The sequence below is a fragment of the Pseudomonadales bacterium genome (genome assembly GCA_024234615.1).
Classification (GTDB): Bacteria; Pseudomonadota; Gammaproteobacteria; order Pseudomonadales; family IMCC2047; genus JAJFKB01.
The window spans coordinates 155,885-176,420 of the sequence record JACKNY010000002.1 but is presented as its reverse complement, the minus strand read 5'-3'; the positions used below and the strand labels follow the sequence as shown (position 1 = coordinate 176,420).

Annotated in this window: 20 protein-coding genes and 1 tRNA gene; 19 read left to right on the top strand and 2 right to left on the bottom strand. The window is 47.7% G+C overall.

What is annotated here, in order from left to right; translation table 11 throughout:
- Window positions 1-96: 96 nt before the first annotated feature.
- The 14 genes from H6995_09970 (at window position 97) to H6995_09905 (ending at window position 9,860) form a co-directional block, all read left to right on the top strand.
- On the top strand, window positions 97-831 hold the full coding sequence (locus H6995_09970) for a YebC/PmpR family DNA-binding transcriptional regulator (GenBank protein MCP5215321.1): 735 nt from the start codon (window positions 97-99) through the stop codon (window positions 829-831).
- Window positions 832-844: 13 nt separating this feature from the next.
- On the top strand, window positions 845-1,369 hold the full coding sequence (gene ruvC / locus H6995_09965) for a crossover junction endodeoxyribonuclease RuvC (GenBank protein ID MCP5215320.1): 525 nt from the start codon (window positions 845-847) through the stop codon (window positions 1,367-1,369).
- A gap of 27 nt (window positions 1,370-1,396) precedes the next feature.
- Window positions 1,397-2,005, top strand: a complete 609-nt coding sequence (gene ruvA, locus H6995_09960) for a Holliday junction branch migration protein RuvA (protein ID MCP5215319.1) — start codon at window positions 1,397-1,399, stop codon at window positions 2,003-2,005.
- Window positions 2,006-2,080: 75 nt separating this feature from the next.
- Window positions 2,081-3,130: a Holliday junction branch migration DNA helicase RuvB gene (gene ruvB, locus H6995_09955; GenBank protein MCP5215318.1), complete on the top strand. Its 1,050-nt coding sequence runs from the start codon at window positions 2,081-2,083 to the stop codon at window positions 3,128-3,130.
- Between the two features lie 74 nt (window positions 3,131-3,204).
- Window positions 3,205-3,612 carry a tol-pal system-associated acyl-CoA thioesterase gene (ybgC, locus tag H6995_09950; GenBank protein MCP5215317.1) on the top strand — a complete coding sequence of 136 codons (408 nt, stop codon included), beginning with the start codon at window positions 3,205-3,207 and terminating at the stop codon, window positions 3,610-3,612.
- A 13-nt stretch (window positions 3,613-3,625) separates the two neighbouring features.
- A complete protein-coding gene (gene tolQ / locus H6995_09945; GenBank protein ID MCP5215316.1) occupies window positions 3,626-4,321 on the top strand; it encodes a protein TolQ in 696 nt (231 codons plus the stop codon).
- A gap of 3 nt (window positions 4,322-4,324) precedes the next feature.
- On the top strand, window positions 4,325-4,753 hold the full coding sequence (tolR, locus tag H6995_09940; protein ID MCP5215315.1) for a protein TolR: 429 nt from the start codon (window positions 4,325-4,327) through the stop codon (window positions 4,751-4,753).
- Between the two features lie 4 nt (window positions 4,754-4,757).
- Window positions 4,758-5,582, top strand: a complete 825-nt coding sequence (gene tolA / locus H6995_09935) for a cell envelope integrity protein TolA (protein ID MCP5215314.1) — start codon at window positions 4,758-4,760, stop codon at window positions 5,580-5,582.
- 29 nt (window positions 5,583-5,611) lie between these two features.
- Entirely contained in the window at window positions 5,612-6,880 is a 1,269-nt protein-coding gene (gene tolB, locus H6995_09930) for a Tol-Pal system protein TolB (GenBank protein ID MCP5215313.1), read from the top strand.
- Window positions 6,881-6,920: 40 nt separating this feature from the next.
- Window positions 6,921-7,475: a peptidoglycan-associated lipoprotein Pal gene (gene pal / locus H6995_09925; protein MCP5215312.1), complete on the top strand. Its 555-nt coding sequence runs from the start codon at window positions 6,921-6,923 to the stop codon at window positions 7,473-7,475.
- Window positions 7,476-7,489: 14 nt separating this feature from the next.
- The gene (gene ybgF / locus H6995_09920) at window positions 7,490-8,284 is read left to right on the top strand and encodes a tol-pal system protein YbgF (GenBank protein ID MCP5215311.1); all 795 of its coding nucleotides are present in this window, start codon (window positions 7,490-7,492) and stop codon (window positions 8,282-8,284) included.
- Window positions 8,285-8,329: 45 nt separating this feature from the next.
- Window positions 8,330-8,980, top strand: coding sequence for a 7-carboxy-7-deazaguanine synthase QueE (gene queE, locus H6995_09915; GenBank protein MCP5215310.1), 651 nt, complete (start codon window positions 8,330-8,332; stop codon window positions 8,978-8,980).
- A gap of 38 nt (window positions 8,981-9,018) precedes the next feature.
- Window positions 9,019-9,693, top strand: a complete 675-nt coding sequence (gene queC / locus H6995_09910) for a 7-cyano-7-deazaguanine synthase QueC (GenBank protein ID MCP5215309.1) — start codon at window positions 9,019-9,021, stop codon at window positions 9,691-9,693.
- 91 nt (window positions 9,694-9,784) lie between these two features.
- A tRNA-Lys gene (locus H6995_09905) sits at window positions 9,785-9,860 on the top strand.
- A 237-nt stretch (window positions 9,861-10,097) separates the two neighbouring features.
- Here H6995_09905 and H6995_09900 read toward each other — a convergent pair.
- Together H6995_09900 and H6995_09895 are read right to left on the bottom strand one after the other, a co-directional pair.
- Window positions 10,098-11,288 (bottom strand): ISL3 family transposase, encoded by a 1,191-nt coding sequence (locus H6995_09900; GenBank protein MCP5215308.1) that lies wholly within the window; start codon window positions 11,286-11,288, stop codon window positions 10,098-10,100.
- 161 nt (window positions 11,289-11,449) lie between these two features.
- A complete protein-coding gene (locus H6995_09895) occupies window positions 11,450-12,439 on the bottom strand; it encodes an AraC family transcriptional regulator (GenBank protein ID MCP5215307.1) in 990 nt (329 codons plus the stop codon).
- Window positions 12,440-12,686: 247 nt separating this feature from the next.
- Between H6995_09895 and H6995_09890 the strand changes: the two genes are divergently transcribed.
- From H6995_09890 to H6995_09870, 5 genes are all read left to right on the top strand, one after another.
- Window positions 12,687-14,300 (top strand): UbiD family decarboxylase, encoded by a 1,614-nt coding sequence (locus H6995_09890; protein MCP5215306.1) that lies wholly within the window; start codon window positions 12,687-12,689, stop codon window positions 14,298-14,300.
- Between the two features lie 38 nt (window positions 14,301-14,338).
- On the top strand, window positions 14,339-16,657 hold the full coding sequence (locus H6995_09885; GenBank protein ID MCP5215305.1) for a TonB-dependent receptor: 2,319 nt from the start codon (window positions 14,339-14,341) through the stop codon (window positions 16,655-16,657).
- 43 nt (window positions 16,658-16,700) lie between these two features.
- Window positions 16,701-18,020, top strand: coding sequence for an MFS transporter (locus H6995_09880; protein ID MCP5215304.1), 1,320 nt, complete (start codon window positions 16,701-16,703; stop codon window positions 18,018-18,020).
- 353 nt (window positions 18,021-18,373) lie between these two features.
- Window positions 18,374-18,925 (top strand): aspartate aminotransferase family protein, encoded by a 552-nt coding sequence (locus H6995_09875; GenBank protein ID MCP5215303.1) that lies wholly within the window; start codon window positions 18,374-18,376, stop codon window positions 18,923-18,925.
- Between the two features lie 560 nt (window positions 18,926-19,485).
- The gene (locus H6995_09870; protein ID MCP5215302.1) at window positions 19,486-20,133 is read left to right on the top strand and encodes a trimeric intracellular cation channel family protein; all 648 of its coding nucleotides are present in this window, start codon (window positions 19,486-19,488) and stop codon (window positions 20,131-20,133) included.
- Window positions 20,134-20,536: the final 403 nt, after the last annotated feature.

The window sequence follows — 20,536 nt, the reverse complement described above, 5'->3', positions numbered from 1 at the left end:
GTTGATCACTTATTGAGCGGTAATACTAAGAGTAGTTTTAACAGTGGCCGTGGCCATAAAGACATTAAAAAGAGAAAAGTAGGTTAAGGTACAGGCATGGCAGGACATAGTAAATGGGCCAATATTAAGCATAAAAAAGCTAAGGTTGATGCCCAAAGGGGAAAGATATTTACCCGTTTAATTAGAGAGCTGACCATCGCTGCGCGTATGGGTGGCGGTGATGTGATGGATAATCCGCGCTTACGGCTCGCGGTGTCAAACGCCAAGAATTCGAACATGCCGAAAGATACCATGCAGCGAGCTATTGATCGTGGTGTCGGTGGTGAAGGCGAAAATCTGGAAGAGATCACCTACGAGGGTTATGGTCAGGCTGGGGTGGCAGTGTTGGTTGAGACCATGACTGATAACCGTAACCGTACGGTGGCTGAAGTTCGCCACGCGTTCAGTAAATTTGGTGGTAATTTGGGCACTGATGGTTCGGTCGCTTACCTGTTTACCAAAAAAGGCCAGATTACGTTTGAGCCTGGTGCCGATGAAGATAAAATTCTGGAGATCGCGCTGGAGTTTGGTGCTGAAGATGTCCAGACCAACGATGACGAGTCGATCGATGTGGTCACCGCACCAGAAGATTTTGAAGCCGTAAAGGATGCGCTGGAAACTGCTGGGTTCGAGCCGGTGAATGCAGAAGTTGCAATGATTCCGGCAACGACGGTTGAGCTGGATGCGGAATCTGGTGAGAGCGTAATGAAGCTAATCGATATGCTAGAGGAACTGGACGACGTGCAAAACGTATACTCCAATGCCGAGTTCCCTGAAGAGATGATGGGTTAAGCGACCCTATGCTATGTCATTGATTATCGGTATTGATCCAGGTTCGCGTATTACTGGTTATGGCATCGTTAACTGGAACGGTAATCAATGTGAGTATGTCGATAGCGGCTGTATTCGCGTTAAATCGGAAGAGCTACCGGATCGACTATGCGAGATTTATCAGGGTATTGATCGCTTGATTGTCAGTTACAGCCCGCAGGAAATGGCAATTGAAAAAGTGTTTATGGCGCGCAACCCGGATTCTGCTCTGAAACTGGGGCAAGCGCGTGGCGTCGCTATTGTGGCGGGAGCCAATCAAGGCTTACCGGTAGCCGAGTATTCGGCGCGTCAGATAAAGCAGGCTGTGGTGGGCAAAGGTGCGGCAGATAAAAGTCAGGTGCAGCATATGGTGTGCGTACTGTTGAATTTGAGCAAATCGCCCCAGGCGGATGCGGCAGATGCGCTCGCCATTGCAGTTTGTCATGCCCATACGAGGCAGAGCCTTGTCCGTATGGCGGGAGTGGGGGCGGTACGTCGTGGCCGTTTACTGCATAAATAAGCAGCAGGTTAACAGAAGAAGCTCAGCATGATAGGTCGTATAAAAGGAAGGCTTGCCGAAAAAACTCCTCCCGATATTCTGATCGATGTGAATGGTGTGGGTTATGAGCTACAGGTGCCGATGAATACCTTTTATCGGTTGCCGGAACTGAATGAAGAGGTATTGCTGCACACGCATTTTGTGGTACGTGAAGATGCTCAGTTGCTCTATGGGTTTTATGATGTGCGTGAACGCAGTCTGTTTCGGGAGTTGATTAAAATTAATGGCGTCGGGCCAAAGTTGGGCTTAGCAATTCTGTCCGGCATCGAAAGCAATGAGTTTGTCCGAGTCGTGAGAAATAATGATGTCAACGCGTTAGTGTGCCTGCCAGGAATTGGTAAAAAGACCGCTGAGCGTTTGATCATTGAAATGCGAGATAAACTGAAAGATTGGCAAAGTGACGCCAGTGATGATTCTGAACTAAATTCTGCCGGTCCATTTGGCACCAACCAAGCCATTGGTGAGGCCGAAAGTGCGTTGGTGGCATTGGGTTATAAACCTAAAGAAGCGGAACGAGCAGTTAAGTCTGTCGCAAGCGAAGGTATGTCAAATCAGGATTTAATTCGTAACGCATTAAAAGTAATGGCGAAGCCCTAGGCGATAACGTTAATATGCGCGCTGACCGAGTGTTTGATGTCACTGCTCCGTCAACTATTCGTTTGAGCGAAAATAATGATTGAATCAGATCGTATCATTTCCCCCCAGCTAACTGCCGCTGAAGAGCGTGTAGATTACGCCATACGCCCTAATTCGTTAGAGGAATACATCGGTCAGCCAGCGGTGCGAGAGCAAATGGATATCTTTATTCGTGCTGCGCGGGGACGTTCCGAAGCGCTGGATCATACACTGATATTCGGTCCGCCTGGATTAGGTAAAACGACACTCGCTAATATTATCTCCCATGAAATGGGCGTCTCCATAAAATCGACTTCTGGTCCGGTGCTGGAAAAGGCGGGCGATGTTGCGGCTTTGTTGACTAATCTCGAACCCGGAGATGTACTGTTTATTGATGAAATACACCGTCTGAGCCCGGCAGTGGAAGAGGTGTTATATCCAGCGATGGAAGATTACCAACTGGATATTATGATTGGTGAAGGGCCGGCTGCACGCAGTATCAAATTGGATTTACCGAAATTCACCTTGGTCGGCGCAACGACGCGTGCCGGATTGTTGACCTCGCCTTTGCGTGATCGCTTCGGCATTGTGCAGCGATTGGAGTTCTACAGTGCCGCGGATTTAACACGAATTGTGTTGCGTTCTGCCGAATTGTTATCTGTACCGATTAATGAAGAAGGTGCCGCCGAGATAGCTAAACGATCGCGAGGTACACCCAGAATTGCTAACCGGTTATTGCGGCGTGTTCGCGATTACGCCGAGGTAAAAGCCGATGGTGTCGTTGCCCAAAAAATTGCGGATGATGCGCTGGATATGCTCAATGTTGATCGACAAGGATTCGATCATATGGATCGCCGTTTACTATTAGCGATGATCGAAAAGTTTGGTGGTGGCCCGGTTGGTGTTGATAGTTTAGCGGCGGCGATCAGCGAAGAGCGCGATACCATTGAAGACGTACTGGAGCCTTTTCTTATCCAGCAGGGGTATATGATTCGTACGCCAAGAGGCCGAATGGTTACCCAGAATGCTTATTTGCATTTTGGGATGACGGTTCCCGAATCTGGAGCTGATAACAGCAAAACTCAGCAAAACAAGTTACCTTTATAGCTGGTTTTTGTAACTTGATTTTGTAATTTAGTGAATATTAACAATGGCCAACGACAATACAGGATTTGCGGGGTATGGAATTTAAATGGCCTGCCAGAGTCTACATCGAGGACACCGACGCTGGCGGCATCGTCTATTATGTCAATTACCTAAAGTTTATGGAGCGAGCGCGAACCGAGTTCTTGCGTCATCTGGGGTTCGATCATGCGGAAATGATTAAACAGGGTACGATGTTCGTTATTCATTCTACGGAAATTCATTACCGAGAACCGGCCTGCTTGGACGATGAACTTGTGGTCAGTGTGGTCATTGATGAGATAAAACGTACCCACCTGACGTTTCGGCAACAGATATTCCGTGGCGCAACCAGAATAACAGAAGCTAAAATAAAAGGTGCCTGCGTTAGAAAAAATACCATGAAGCCCTGCGTTATTCCGATTCCATTAGCGGAAGCTTTGCAGGCCTATATAGGAGAGCAATAAGTTGGTCGAAAAAATGTCACTCTGGAGTCTCGTAGCTAACGCTAGTTTTCTTGTGCAGATCGTGATGCTAATGTTAATCGCAGCCTCGGTTGTTTCTTGGGTCATGATTTTTCAGCGTGCGAAATTCTTAAAAATGGCACAGCAAATACTCAATGGATTTGAAGAACAATTTTGGTCGGGGGTCGACCTACGCCAACTCTATGTCGATACCAAAGCCAAGTTGCACGCCAATAGCGGTGTGGAAAATATTTTTTGTGCCGGTCTCAAGGAATTTACACGGCTCAGACAACGCACTGGCGCTGACGCTGAAGCGGTAATGGACGGCGTGCAACGAGTGATGCGCGTGGCTCTCGCTAGAGAAGAGGAAAAGTTAGAATTACATTTGCCCTTTTTAGCAACGGTCGGCTCTATCAGCCCCTATGTCGGTCTGTTTGGTACGGTCTGGGGAATCATGAACTCTTTTCGTGGTTTGGCCAATGTGCAGCAGGCTACGTTGGCCACTGTTGCGCCAGGAATATCCGAAGCCCTAGTGGCAACGGCGATGGGCTTATTTGCAGCGATTCCAGCAGTAGTTGCTTATAACCGCTATTCGGCGAGAGCGGAGGCGTTGGCTAACCGCTATGAAACATTCGCGGAAGAATTCTCCAGTATTTTGCATAGGAAGGTTCATTCGCCTGACCTAAAACCTGCCAGCGATCAGGAAGTGTAGACCATGGCCCGTTCACGCTCACGCCGTAAGCCTATGTCAGACATTAATGTGGTTCCTTACATTGATGTGATGTTGGTATTGCTCGTCGTATTTATGGTGACAGCGCCTCTGCTCACCCAGGGTGTGACGGTTGAGCTACCGGAAGCCCCATCAGAACCCTTGGAGTTGAAGGACGATCAGGAAACTATTGTGGTTTCGGTGAAGTTTGATGGCACCTACTACATTGATCTTGGTGAAAACCCAGAGGCGCCAGTGCCCCTTGAGTTTATTGCGGATAGGGTTGAAAAAATCATCCGTGTTAAACCCAACACGCCAGTGATGATTCGCGGCGACCGCGCCGTCGATTATGGCGTTGTGGTAAATTTAATGACGGTGTTGCAGGCTGCGGGCGTGCCGAGTGTCGGATTGATTTCTGAGCAGCCTAAGGGTTAAAGGCTTGTCGAAATTTAGTGAAAATAGCTATATCCTGCCGACACTACAAGCGGTACTGTTGCACACGGTCATTTTGATTATGTTTTTATCGAGTTGGAATGTTGCCAAAGAGTTGGAAAATACGCCGATACCGAGGATAGTTAAAGCGCAGATCATAAATGTTGATCCGACGGCAGCACGTAAAAAAGAGGAACAAGAAAAAAACCGAATAGCGGCGCAACGAGAGGCTGAAAAGCGACGGTTGGAAGAAGCCAAGCGAAAACAAGAGCAAGCGAAGCAAAAGGCAGTCGAAGCAAAGAAAAAGCTGGAACAAAAGCGCACTGAGGAGCTGAAGAAAAAAGCGGAGCAAAAGAAAAAGGAAGAACAAAAACTCAAGGCCGAAAGAGAGCGCAAGCAGCAAGAAGCGGATCAGTTAGCAGCGAAGAAGAAAAAGGAGCAAGAATTAGCGCAGCTTGAGCGTAAGCGAGAGCTTGAAATAGCCAGAGCTTTGGATGCCGAGTCAGAGTATCTGCAGTATCAGACGGAGTCTGAGGAAGCGATGGCCTATGTTGGGTTAATTCAAGAGCGAGTGGTGCAGAATTGGCACAGACCACTTAGCGCACGTAACGATATGCAGGTACTATTGATGATTCACCTAGTGCCAACTGGGGAGGTGCATAAGGTATACGTGCTTAAAAGTAGTGGTGATGCAGCATTTGACCGTTCAGCCATTCAGGCGGTGCAACGTGCTGGAAAATTTGAAGAGCTACGGAATTTATCGCCGCGAGTTTTTGATGCGAAGTTTCGACAATTTAGAATGCTGTTTAAACCAGAGGATCTTATTAGGTGAGTAGGGTGGTGTTACGTGCTGTGTTGGTGATGTTAGCCTGGCTAACATTGGGGCAGTTCAGCTATGCGGAGTTGACGATAGAAATTACGCAGGGCGTTGATAATCCGACTCGGATTGCCGTAGTTCCATTCGGCTGGAAAGGCGTAGGAGCTTTACCAGAGGATATTGGCCAAATTGTGGCGGCGGACTTAATGCGAAGCGGCCAGTTTATTGCCTTGGATCGTACCAATATGTTGAGCTTGCCAAGTCAGCGTAAGGATGTTTTTTTCCGGGATTGGCGGGTATTGGAACAAGAGTATCTGCTGATCGGTGAGGTTACGCAGATATCACCGACTGCGGGGTACAAGGTTCAGTATGAACTTTATGACGTTTATAAACAGTCACGGATTTTTGGTGAAATGGTTACTGGAGGCGCTACCAAACTGCGTGATGTGGCCCATCGTATCAGCGATAAAATTTATGAAAATTTAACTGGGGTACGCGGGGCTTTTTCGACACGAGTACTCTATGTAACTGCTAATCGTATGGGCGATGGCAAAGATCGATTTCAATTGCAACTGGCTGACGCAGACGGTTATCGTGCGCAGACTATTTTGGAGTCCTACGAACCTATACTGTCGCCCGATTGGTCGCCGGACGCAAAAAAAATCGCCTATGTTTCGTTTGAGTCACGTCGACCCGCAATCTATATCCAAGACCTTGTTACGGGGCAGCGAGAAAAGATACCGTCTTTTCGTGGAATGAATAGCGCGCCATCCTGGTCTCCCGATGGTAAAACCTTGGCTATGGTGTTGTCCAAAGATGGCAATCCAGAGCTCTATCTCATGGATATAGCCACGCGAAGATTAACCCGATTAACTCATCATTTCGGTATTGATACCGAACCAAGTTGGGCTGCTGACGGCAAATCTCTGGTATTTACCTCGAGTCGTGGCGGTCAGCCGCAAATTTATCGATTGACCTTGGCCACTGGTGCGGTCAAAAGATTAACCTTTGAAGGCGACTACAATGCCAGGGGGCGATTAAGCAAAGACGGCCGATTTTTACTCATGGTGCATCGACGTGAGGGTATTTTCCATATCGCCGTTAAGGATCTTGTCAGAGATGACTTACGCATTTTAACCCAAACAAAATTAGATGAATCTCCTAGTATCGCACCGAATGGAAGTATGGTAATTTATGCAACCAATTATGATAACAAAGGTATACTGGCAGCGGTTTCGATTGATGGTAGGGTCAAGTTTAGGTTGCCCTCCAAGCACGGTGATGTAAGAGAACCTTCGTGGTCTCCGTATTAAAAATTGATTTTGAGTAAACTATTAGATTTAGGAGTGTAAAATGCAAGTCGCAAATGTATTAAAGGTTTTATTACTGGGGTCGGCTTTGGTGTGGATGGCGGGTTGTTCCACCTCCGGAAGCAAGGATGATGCCGAAGCAGCACGTCGTGCTGCGGAAGAAGCTGCTGCTGCTCAAGCATATCGTGCTGAAGAAGAAGCGAGATTAGCCAGTCAGGCAATGGAAGCAGAAGAAAATGCTCGAAGGCAGGCTGACCAGCAACGCCTCTTGGGGATTACCACCTTCTATTTTGATTTCGATCAGTCAGTGGTTAAACCGGAAGCTCGTGCTGCTCTCGAAGCTCATGCTCTATACCTGACCAGTAATGGTGGTAATGTTGTGCTGGAAGGTCATGCCGATGAGCGTGGCACACGAGAATACAACCTGGCGCTGGGTGAACGTCGCGCTGAAGCAATTGGACGCTACTTGACAGTTTTGGGTGTGACCAGTCAACAGATTGAAACTGTCAGCTATGGTGAAGAACGTCCGGCTAGTTTAGGGCATGACGATTCATCATGGAGTCTGAATCGTCGTGTTGAGTTGCGTTACGAGAACTAAGTGCAAGGTTGGTAATGGGTTTATCTGTTCGCTACATACTTGTAACTATGCTGGGAATCTCGGTTCCCAGTATACAGGCTGCGCCACCAGTGCCGGTTGTCGACTCCGCTGGTGCAAGTGATACCCAGAGTTATTCCTCCCGTTTGAGACAGTCGCAAGCTACCAGTGATCAAATGCAAGGACTGAGTGCTAGTCCTGCGAGTCTGTTATACCAATTCGAACTTTTACAGCAGGAAGTGCAAACGCTTAGAGGCATGTTGGAACAACAGGCTCATCAGATTAATCAGATGCGAGATGAGCAGCGTGATCGTTATTTGGATTTAGATCGACGTATTAGCTTGCAAGGTAAACCAGGGAAATTGGAGCCAGAGCCAAATTATACGCCTAGCACAAGTACAACAAATTTTGACAGTGATCAGCCAAGGTCGGGACTGGATGAAAAAAAATCCTACCATGCGGCTTTTGACCTGATACGAAATAAGCATTACGACGATGCAGTTAGCGCGTTCGCTCAGTTTGTTCGTGATTTTCCAGACGGAGAGTACACGGGAAACGCCTATTATTGGTTGGGCGAGGTGCAGGTTGTCAAAGCTAACTATCAGGCAGCGCAATCGGCCTTCGAAACGCTATTAAGCCGGTTTCCCCAGCACCGTAAAACCGCTGATGCAAAATATAAGCTAGGTAAGGTATATCGGGAGCTGGGTGATCGCACTAAGGCGAAACAGCTATTACAGGAAGTGATTAATCAATACCCTGGCTCTTCGGCGGCAAAATTGTCAGAGTCCGAGCTTAGAAATTTATCACCTTAGTATCGCATCTAATGATGCGCGTCATAATTCCCATTTATTAAGCCTATGTCGTCCGAGTCACTCAGGATTACTGAGATTTTTCATTCCTTGCAGGGAGAAACCCGAACAGTTGGATTACCAACTGTTTTTGTGCGCTTAACCGGCTGCCCATTACGCTGTCAATACTGCGATACTGCCTACGCCTTTAGTGGCGGAGAAATAATGTCCGTGGCGGAAATACTGGGAAGGGTGAGTTGCTTTCCTACAGATTATGTCACAGTGACCGGTGGTGAGCCGCTCGCTCAACCAAATGTACTGCCATTGTTAAGTGCACTATGTGATAAAGGCTATGAAGTTTCATTGGAAACCAGTGGCGCTATTCGAGTTGATCAAGTTGACTCCAGGGTTGTTAAAGTTCTCGATTTAAAAACGCCAGCCTCGCAAGAGAGCCATCGAAATCTATATGAGAATGTAGAGTTTTTAAATCCACAGGACCAGATTAAATTCGTGATCTGCAATCGTCAGGATTATGATTGGGCGAAATTCAAAATGGTTGAATTACGATTAAAAGAACGTACTGACGAAATATTATTTTCGCCCAGTAGTGGCGAACTGGCCGCATCCGAATTGGCGCAATGGATTCTCGATGATGGTCTCAAGGTGCGACTACAATTACAGCTCCACAAATTACTTTGGCAAGATGCGCAAGGGCGCTAAGTTCTACCTCACTTCTGGATAGGATATCGAACACAAGCATGACACAAGAGAAAGCAGTTGTATTACTTTCCGGTGGCTTAGATTCAGCCACGAGTTTGGCGATCGCCCAGGCAAAAGGTTTGCAATGCTATACACTAAGTTTCAATTATGGCCAACGCCATAGCGCCGAATTAAAAGCTGCTCAGCGTGTGGCGGAATTTGCTAGGGTCACAGAGCACAAAGTTGTGACTCTAGATCCTGCTGCGTTTTCAGGCTCTGCATTGACTGATATGCATATTGATGTGCCAGAACAAGAGTCACTGGGTATCCCCGTCACCTATGTGCCAGCGAGAAATACCATATTCCTCGCCTATGCACTCGGTTGGGCGGAAGTGTTGGGCGCAGAACACATATACATTGGGGTTAATGCCGTTGATTATTCTGGATACCCTGATTGTAGACCTGAGTTTATTGCAGCCTTTGAGACTATGGCGAACTTCGCAACAAAAGTGGCGGTGGAAGGTCGACCGATTAAAATTGAAACCCCCCTTATTCATCTGACGAAGGGGGAGATTATTCGTCTGGGAACCGAACTAGGGGTGGATTACAGTTTGACTGTTTCCTGTTATCAAGCAGATGGCGATGGCTGCGCCTGCGCGAAGTGTGATAGTTGTCGCCTACGCAAAAAAGGCTTTGACGAAGCGGCGATTGCTGATCCGACGCGCTATATCTGATAATCAAATTTCAACGGATCAAATATCTCCCCCAAGTCGGCAAAAAAGGCTTGTGATAAATTTATAAATCAGTATTATATGCCGCCTCGTGGGGCCGTTAGCTCAGTTGGTAGAGCAGTTGGCTTTTAACCAATTGGTCGCTGGTTCGAATCCAGCACGGCCCACCAAAATCAAAGGGTTAGCAGGTTAGTAGCTGCTAATCCTTTTTTCTTTTTCCGACAGTTTTCCGGCTCTACCCTGTGCCGTGCGAATTACAAAATTAGCAAGCGATAGGCGTATTGAATAATCCGTTACAATGAGCCTTCCACGAATACTCTCTGATTGGTTGTTTCTTAAGGCAGATATTATTAGCTTTCTGCTTTGGCGTTGTACGGCTCTACCCCATTATCGGGGGATAGCACTCATCAAACCCGGTTGATAATACCATCCCACCCGCAGTGGGCCAGCACTCTTAATCGGTAATTCTCAAAGTTTCTAAAACCATACGCTCGTCTCGAGATCATTTCCATCTTGTTGTGAAAACCTTCCGTTATTCCATTGCTTTTACTGAATCGCCACATGGCAATGATCGGCCCCATCCAAGACTTTAATGTCCGAGCCAACGCCCGTAAGGGACTGTCTTGTAGTTGTTCTAGAAGCTTCACATAGCGCGGTAATTTCTTTTTTGCTCGTTGAGCGGTTAGCGTTTTCAAAAGCATCAAACGAATCAGTTTTTGTTTGACGACATACAGCGTTTGTAAAACCGGATATTCAGCGAGATAAACCATAAGGTTTGCGTGTTGCTCATCGCTTAAATGCCATTGATGCCGGCGCATCAGACTGATTAATCCGCGGTTCTTTCGGCCCTCTGGATCGTATTGTTGCCACACCTTTAAGAAGTGTTGATTGATTAGTCTTACAACGTGAAACCGGTCGGCCACAATGGTTGCTTCGGGGAAGTAACGTTTGGCAATACGGCGATAGGTTTCGGACATATCCATCACCACCACCTGCACCTTATCGCGCCCCTCCAGTGCCCGTAAGTAGCGGCGTAAGCTGGATTCTGATCGTCCCAGCTTCACATCGAACACCTTGTGATTCTTCAGATCCACGAAGGTGGTCGCGTAGCCTTGCTTGCGGGTAAAAAAGTGTTCATCAATGCCTAACACCCGAGGACAGGGCTGATGGCTCATCTCGGAGCACTTCTGGCCAATATGGTGCTGATACCACCGCTCAACTGTCGCCGGACTGATATGGTGTGTTCGGGACAGTTTTCGCTGAGTAATACCACCATCATGCGCTTCAAAAACTTCCAGCCGATAGGCTTCAGACGCACGAAAACGAGGGCGAATTCCGGGAAAGGCATGACGGAAGTATCTACCACAACACGGACAATGGTATTTGGGCACCCGCAGGTGCAAGGTCATCACCTGGTTACCCTGGCGAGTGTGCTTTACTGTCCGGCGATGAGTAGCTTTAATCTTCAAATGATTGCCGTGGCAATAGGTACAGGGCGGTCTGCGGATGGGCTTTGCCCACACCTCTATGCCTTGATTTCGGGCTACCCGTTCAATCTCTAGGCCAGGTAGGCCTATAATGTTTCCTGCGTGGGACATCGGTGTTCTCCATTAAATTGATTGTCGCAAAATCAGTTTAATGAATGCCGGTGTCCCCCGTTAATGATGAAGAGCCAGTTAAAAGCGGTTTCCTTAGCTGATGTTTGCCCGTTGTTTTAGCAGCTCATTATGTAAAGGTTTCGTTTAAAAAAGAGCTGGGATTATTTATTCAAGGTTTCAGACGGATGTTCTCCAAACTGCACCAGATAATACCGAGAGAAGTCGCCCAAATGATAAAACCCCCAACGCATGGCAATATGGGTAACGCTAGTATCGTTCGGAGAGGCTTTTAATAATTGCTCACGAACTTTAGTAAGTTTTGCTGCCCGAATAAATGCTAACGGGCCTTTGCCGATATGTTTGGCGAAACTCTTTTGCAGAGATCGACTACTAACGCCAGTCACTTCGGTCAAGTCGGTCAGTGTCATGGGTTGATCCAGATTCGCATAAATATAGTCCAATATAAGCCTAAGGCTACTTGGTAATAATTTCATCTCTTCAGGAGTATTAGGCCTGTCCATAAACTGATTCTCTAGCGTCAGTGCAAGACAATAGAGCATCAGGTCTTCCAGCGAGTTTCTCGCAGAAATATCCTTCATATTGGCCATCTCGGTGGCGTCGTCGTATTCGGAAAAGATTTGATTCAGCAGGTAATAAAAACTTTGCCCGAGGCCTTGGTTTGTCGAAACCAAACATCTGCCGGATCGCATTGTTTCAAGGCATCTGCGCGATATCAAAGGCTCCAGACTGGTAGTGCCGATTCTGACGACAAGCGCTTGGCTTTGGTCGTCCCAGCAATTATCTGCACAATGTCCAGGAAACTGAATAGCTGCAAATCCGGGCTGTACTTCCAGATTTTGATTCGAATGCCTAGTAACGATCTGGCCTTCTAAAGGCAAAATAAGCTGAAAAGAGTTGAGCGGTTCTGAAATGCCTCGAATGGCCGAACCGAAGCTACAATTATAAATTTCCGTTGAGCGTAGTTTAAGACGACTGATTTTAAACAGGGCAGCTTTTTTCGATTGCAGATACGACCAGCTTCTCGGTTCTGTTTCCCGGGAGTGGAACGATTCCAGCTCATCCAATCTGCGTGTAAAGAGAATGGGTACCCGAGGTTCTGGCAGGTTGTTATAAAATGTCCGGCTCCGCATACAAGGCGCTCTCCTGTGAGATTGTCCAAGGCAATTCCGTTCAGCCAGTGGCAACGCACACTGAAATTTACAGATCACATTCTATCTATCTGCCTTCTCCGAGTACAGGCCTGTCTCGTCGGGGTTAAATCTTTTTCCTTATCGCCGAGAGGTGCGCGTTTTCGATAGACCTTTTCGTTATCGCGATAGACGCGGAGGAACTAGCGACAGGATAATATGCTGAATTTAATAAAATGCTGTTTTTACTATGAGAAAGAAAATTGTTGATACCCATTGGAACCCGCACGCAACCAGCGATTTTCGGGAATGGCTGCAATTGCTCGAGGAACATGACGAACTGAAACGCGTTACGGTCGAGGTGGACTGGAATCTGGAGTTAAGCGCCATCACGCGCGTCAATCTTGCCCAGAAAGGACCGGGACTTTTATTTGAAAATATCAAAGACTACCGCGACAGCTTCTGTAATAAGATGGTTACCTGCAGCGCTAGTAACGGTCGACAAATCCGGCTCATGCTGGGTATGGCGGAGGAGTCCGGCGATAAGGAAGTCGTTAAGGAGCTGCGGCAGCGGTTCGAAAATCCGGTTAAGCCAGTTATTCTTGAAACCGGGCCGGTGAAAGAGAATATTGTTAAAGGCAAAGCGATCGATCTGGAAAAATTACCGATACCTATTTGGAGCAGGCTGGATGGTGGCCGCTATATTGACACTTTTGGCGCGGTAGTGACGAAAGATCCGCAAGTGGGCCAATTTAACATTGGAATCTACCGCGGCATGCTGCTAGGCAAGGATCGGATCGGCAAGCTGATAGTACCAAGTCAGCATTGGGGTTCGCATTTTGCAAAGCATAAAGACAGTATGGCCCCCATGCCGGTGGCAATCGTTTTCGGCGCGCACGACATCGTACCCTTGTGCGCAGCAACGCCCTTTGCCAAAGATATCTGTGAATATGACATGATGGGCGCTGTGTTGGGACAACCGATGCCTTTAGTAAAATGTGAGACCAACGATCTGTTAATACCGGCCAATGCGGAAATCGTCATTGAAGGATTTATATCGCCGAATCCGGACAGTTTCGAAATGGAAGGACCCTTCGCCGAATATCCCGGTTACGCTGGCGGCAAACCTTCGCCCAAGCCGGTACTCAAGGTATCCTGTATCAGCCATCGCAATAACCCCATTTTCCGTGGCGCTCAAGAGGGCGCACGACCAGGGTTTCCCAGCGAAGATTCGGCAATTTGCGCCTACTTATGGTCTGCCGCCGCCTGGCAAGTGGTTGAACGCCAAGGGATTGGCGGCATCACTGATTTCTGGCTTCCGCCGGTGGTGACCGGCACGACTGCCGTCGTGCAGATAAATAAGCGCTACCATGGACATGCACAGCAGGTGGCCGCCGCTCTGTGGGGTAATAGCAGCTCAACTTTCTTTTATAAAAATGTCACCGTCGTCGAAGAAGATATTGACATACGCGACCGCGAAGCACTTGAATGGGCGATGACATTTCGTATGGATGCAGGCGATGGACAGCTGGTCACTTACGGCCCAACGCCCGGATCTCCACTGGATCCTTCCGTCGCACAGGAATACCAAAATCCAAAAAAATATGGCGCTGCCTGCTGGACGCGCGTGTTGTTCGATGCCACACGAAGTTGGAAGTTTGATCCAAATCCGATGTGGCAAGGCGAACGCTTTGCGCCGGTTGCCGTTATGCCGTCCGATGTAGAGCAACAGGTGTGCGCCAAATGGTCGGAATACGGTATTTCTGAACACTATCTTGATGAGCGGCAGCGCAATATGCTGACTTATTCAGAGTTTTCAAAAAAACATCCTGAATGGATTCCTTACAAGGACGATTCCAATTAATTGCATTTATAAAAATTATCACAGGGGAGTATAGCTCTATGCTAACGAACAAAAGAAAACCGTTGAATCTTGTTATTAAGGCCTTAACCAACACGCTTTTAATGACGCCGGTAATTTTGTCAACCAATGCCGCCGAAGAACCTCACAGCAAAGGATTCCAGTTGGAAGAGGTAGTGGTTACCGCGCGTAAACGGGAAGAAAGTCTACAGGACGCACCGCTGGCGGTGTCGGCATTCAGCGCAGACGAAATGCGGATTCGCCAGATAAGCTCCTCGGATCAATTGGCTGATATTACCCCCAACCTGACTTTCGATGCCTTCGCACCTTCATCCGGAACAGGTTCCTCCTCGATGATCTTTATCCGTGGTATCGGACAAACAGACTTTTCCGCGGTGACAGACCCCGGCGTCGGGCTGTACATCGATGGCGTATACCTATCCCGTTCAATCGGCGGTTCGCTGGATTTTCTCGAACTGGAACGTATTGAGGTATTAAAAGGGCCGCAGGGCACACTGTTCGGCCGTAATACCATTGGCGGCGCCGTCCTGCTCTATACCATGAAACCAGCCAGCGAGCTTAGCGGTAATGTTGAAATTGAGGTCGGCAGTGATCAGATGAGTAATGTCACCGCCAATCTTAACTTGCCTCTAACTGAAAATCTGTTGAGCAAATTCAGCCTGACCAGCCGTAACCGGGACGGCTACGTCAAACGCGTTTACGGCGGCAGTGATTTGGGCGAGGATGATGTGTGGGCCGGCCGGATGGCGTTGCAGTGGAATCCCTCCGACACACTCGAATTCTATTTTACTGGCGACTATACACAAGAGCGTGAAAACGGCGTACCTATGGTTTCGTTGGGAATTAACGACCAACAGACTTTTGCGCATATTGCTAATGCGTTCGATATTCCCGGTTGCTTTTTGCGGCCGCCGCCGGCGCCTCCCGGCCCTGGCCGCGACACCGGTAACGACCCCAACTGTGCCAACAACACCGCTTTTCTCGGCCGTCATCGAAACGGCGAAACGCTGAACACAAAATCGGATTTGGATCACTGGGGTGTTTCGCTGTCTGCAACCTGGGAGGTGAACGATTGGTTGAGTGTGAAATCGATCACGTCATACCGCGATATCGATGCTGATATCGTTTCTGCTGGTGACCAAAGTCCCTGGGTCATTTTTCACCGCGAAGATCAGTTTGAGCATGACCAGTTCAGTCAGGAGCTGCAATTCAGCGGCGTGACAATGAACGATTCCGTGAAATGGTTGTTAGGGCTCTATTACTTCGAAGAGCAGGCGGACAACCCCAACCCGGTGTTCTTCCCCTCCTTTATCGGTAACTTCCTCAGCGGAGGCACGACGGACAATGACAACTTCGCGACATTTGGTCAAGTTACTTGGGATGTGACCGATCGTTTACACATCACTGCTGGATTGCGTTATACAGATGAAACCAAACGCTTCGACCCCTACTCTTTTATCCCCGCGGACACCACTTATTTTAACCCAGCCGACGGTAGGCTGGTGCCGGGGGATCGTTTGGTGCCGGCAGGCGAAGTTGAATTAACGTTTGATGACTGGACCCCTATGCTGAATATCGCCTATGACCTGAACGACGATGTGATGATTTACGTTTCCTACTCGGAAGGTTTCAAGAGCGGCGGGTTTGATCAACGCTACAATCAAATTTTCCCGGCGGTCTCCTCGTTTGATCCGGAACAGGCGACAACCTGGGAAGCAGGCATGAAATCCTCATGGCTAGACAACCGGCTACGGCTCAATACGGCGGTATTTTTTACTGATTATGAGGATCTGCACCTGATTATCAGGGAAGGTTTTGCGCCTATTACTTTTAATGGGGGAGAAGCGGAAATCTCTGGCTTTGAAATCGAAACCAGTTTTGTGCCGACCGACTCTTGGCTCCTACAATTCAGCGTAGGCTATATTGATGCGGAATACACTAAACTGTCACAGGAAGTGCTGGCGAAAAGTCCCATTCGAAAAGATTTTACGTTAGCGCAAACACCCGAGTGGTCGGCGAGCGCGGGTATTGCCTACACCACCGAGATAAAGGGTTGGGGCACATTAACGCCGCGCATCGATTGGGTCTATAAGAGTGAGGTCTATAACGACACGATCAATACCCCACAATTAAAGGCTGATTCCTATGAACTGATTAATCTGGCAATCGCCTTTCAAAGTGTGGATGAGAGCTGGGACGTAGTGCTTGCCGGGCGAAATCTGACTGATGAAGAATATCTGATTGCGGGTAATTCTGCCTTTGATACCGGCGCATCGTATATCGAAGGCGTATTCGACAGGGGTACACAGTGGACTCTTTCGGTAAAATACAATTTCTGATGTTATCAGATAACCGTTATCTCTTTCCGTGAGTAGACTAAGAGTGAAATCCGATGCCGAGCCGTGGCCAGCGCCGCGGCTCGGCTGGTACGCGGTGTTTGTATTAACCCTGGCGTATATATTTTCTTTCATCGATCGAACTATTTTGGCGTTGCTGGTACAGCCGATAAAGGCTGATCTGGGACTGTCCGATACGCAGATTGGTATTCTGCACGGTTTTGCCTTTGCGATCTTTTATACGTTGATGGGCTTACCCATTGCCTGGTTGGCCGATCGTAAAAGACGCAATTTGATTATCTCTGTGGGTATTTTGATTTGGAGTTTGATGACAGCCGCTTGCGGCTTCGCGCGCAACTTCTGGCAACTCTTTCTGGCCCGGGTTGGCGTCGGCGTCGGTGAAGCGGCCTTATCGCCTCCGGCTTACTCGATGATAGCTGATTATTTTCCGCCGAACCGTCTGGGGCGGCCTCTTGGCGTCTATTCGTCGGGTATTTATTTGGGCGCAGGGCTGGCTTTTATCGTCGGTGGTGGTGTTGTACAATTTTTTAGCAAGGTGCCGCACGTATCCGTCCCTCTGCTAGGCAATATTGCTTCCTGGCAACTTGCTTTTATTGCCGTGGGCTTGCCGGGTATTTTGGTGGCGCTGCTTATGCTGACGGTAAAAGAACCGACGCGGCGTGGCGATAGTCAGGTATCCGCTTCCGGTGCTGGGTTCAAGCCGCTATTTCGTTGGACCAGTAACAAAAAAGCGGCTCTGCTAACGCATATGTTCGGATTTGCCTTTATCGGCATGCCGGTTCAGGCAGTTATCGCCTGGGCGCCAACCTACTTTATCCGTACCTTTGAATTCAGTCCCGGCCAAGCAGGTTTGGCGTTAGGCTGCCTGGCATTAACCTTCGGTGCTTCAGGCATGATCGCGGGTGGTTGGCTGACCGATTGGTTTCGGGGCAGTGGCTACGCCGATGCGCCGCTTCGTACCGGACTGGTTGCTGCTATCGGTGCCACACCATTCGCCATCGGTGCCACCATTATGCCAACCTGGGGATTATCGCTGTCTATGCTCGGGCCTTTGATGTTCTTTGTCAGTTGTGGTATCGGTGCGGCGCCAACCGGTTTGCAATTAATCACGCCTAACCGACTACGCGCTCAAGTATCGGCTTTATTTATGCTGGTATTGAACCTGGTGGCAACAGGGTGCGGCCCTGCGCTAACGGCTGTCGCAACGGATTATCTGTTCCGCGATGTGAATCTTGTTGGGGCCTCGCTCGCTCTAGTTTGCGGCATAGCAGCCCCTCTTTCCGCACTTATTTTTGCTGTTGGCTTAAAGCCTTATGCCCGTGCAGCGGAGATGCCTTCAAGTTAACAAGCCTCTCTCCTTAAACTTTGGTATAAGTGGCATCATCGGCAAGATTAAACAGTTGCCACTGTGAATTGCCCTGTAGCGGGGATAACCATACGGCGGACGAAGAGCCCTATTACTTGCGCTGTTGAATTGTATGCTCGATTGTCCCATTTTCTTAGGTTGTTGGCGCTAACATGTAAGTGTCCCTCCTGTTGACTAGATCGTATTGAATTGCTTGATAATTTTCGGTGTCCAGTAAAGGCTCTCGTGTATTGTGGATATGTCCTACCTTATAGGACCGTTCGTGTTGTACTAATCCTTTTGGAGAACCAACACTATGACCCGTGATAAAAAAGAAATAAAGCGTAAACTTCGTGTTCCGCATCACGCTGAACAGTGCGGTAGGTAAGGGCTTATCTAGTGGCTACGCCGCCATCAATGGCGTGTTTGGTACCGATGAGATTGCCTCTACGCTGAGTAATGAAGGATTTACACCCATGTACTTCACCCACTCCGCTCAGCCGATGGCCTGCGCCGCGGCTACCACGGTATTGCAAATCCTGAGGCGCGAATCGTTATTGGAGCGGGCCAAAAATATTGGCGCTCAATTAAAACAGCGCCTGACGGATCAATTTTCCGATCACCCTCATGTGGCTGAGGTACGAGGTGATGGACTGATGATTGCCCTGGAATTTGTTAAGGATAAATCTACACTGGAATGCTTCGACTTGGAGTGCCGGGTAACCGACAGACTGATTGAGCATGCTCTATCCGAGGGCGTGATGTTCTATCCGGGAGGTACCGGTGAATACCGGGATATTCTTTGTATCGGTGCACCTTTTATTATAGGTGAACAGGATATCGAGTTAATGATAACGGTGCTTAAAGGGTCGATGGATAAAGTGCTGCCGAAGGCTTCCTGTTGATAGATTAATATCCCGAGAGCCACTGATTTGCCGGACAGAGTTATGCTTTGTCGTGCTTTATGGTGATAATCGCAATGGGCAACCCCACTAAAAAGTTAATAATAACAATAAATTGTCTTTATTTTGGATGGCTTTTAGCCGATAGGCCTCTGGCTCGAATTCAGCACGGCCTACTATTTCAAAGTTATTCAAGCAATAGTAACCACTAACGGTTGCCCCATTAAATTTTTCTGAACTATATGATTTTGAGTGGGTCTACTTTTTACGAATGATGTAGTACCCAGTTTACCCTCCCTTGTGAAACCTTAAGCCCCGGATAAAACTCCGGGGCTTTTTTTATGTGCTGACAAGCAACCTGTTCTTTCTAAATACGCCATCACTTTGAGTCCTTAGACGATTCTGCTAATTAAAACCAGTTAGTTTGTGGCATGAGATTGACGTACTGAAATTTCGTTCTAAAAGCCGATGGATTTTCTATCGGTGAGAAATTGCGGCAAGGCTAGTTATTATATTCAATCCTCGATATATTGAGCCGACCTTTGGTTAAATAGTTAATCTTAATGTTTGGATTATTGGATTTAAGCTCAGTTGTCAATTGGCTTGGGCTGTTTGGTATTGCCGTTTTTGCTATTTCCGGGGCATTAGATGCTGCACGCAAGAATATGGATATTCTGGGTTTTATGCTGATTGGCACATTAACCGGGCTTGGTGGCGGTACTGCCAGAGATTTGCTGCTTGGTAGATTTCCTGTCTACTGGGTCGAAGACGCTACTTACGTTGGCCTTTGCTTGTTGCTCTCAGGTCTTACCTACTTTCTTGTCCCGATCATAGCGTCAAGAGCTAAAGCATTAATTTGGATGGATGCTCTTGGTCTATCACTGTTTTGTGTCATTGGAACACAGATCGCGGTACAACAAGGTGTTTCTCCGCTTATTTGTATTTGTATGGGAGTCATTACCGCAAGTTTTGGCGGTATTATGCGGGATGTGCTTTGTGGCTATGATTTAGTTTTAGGCACACGTGAGATTTATGTTACGGCGGCAGTCTCAGGCGCCACGGTATATTTACTGCTTCATTGGATGGGTGCCAATGAAGACACTGCGGCTATTGGGGGATTTCTAATCGCTTTTATTTTAAGAAGTCTCGCGATAATTTGGGGACTAAGTTTGCCGTCCTATCACCCCGATAAAACTAGGGGCGATGAGTAATTTTTGGGATTAATCCAATAGCCTTGTACATTACTGCGCCTAGTTTTTAAAACGCCGCAGTTAAATCTCCAACCTTATAAATTTTATCACCAATCCTTAGAGGCATATCCGATAAACTTGGGGTAGATAATATGCTTACACCTATGATTTGTTATTAATAATATAAATATAAATATTTCCACTATTAATTTAACAAATATTTATAAAGGATCTATTATCATTGTTCTTAGGTTGTTTTGGTACTTATGTTCAAAGCGAATAGAGGTTGTCGAAACTAAATAAAGAATAGAGGGCTTTATGTTTCGGCAGTCGGCTTATCAAGCCGATCAACTGACATATTTTGATCCTGGTATTTGGTAAGGCGATAAATTTTTGGATTTAAGTCTCGCCATACCTGCCACCT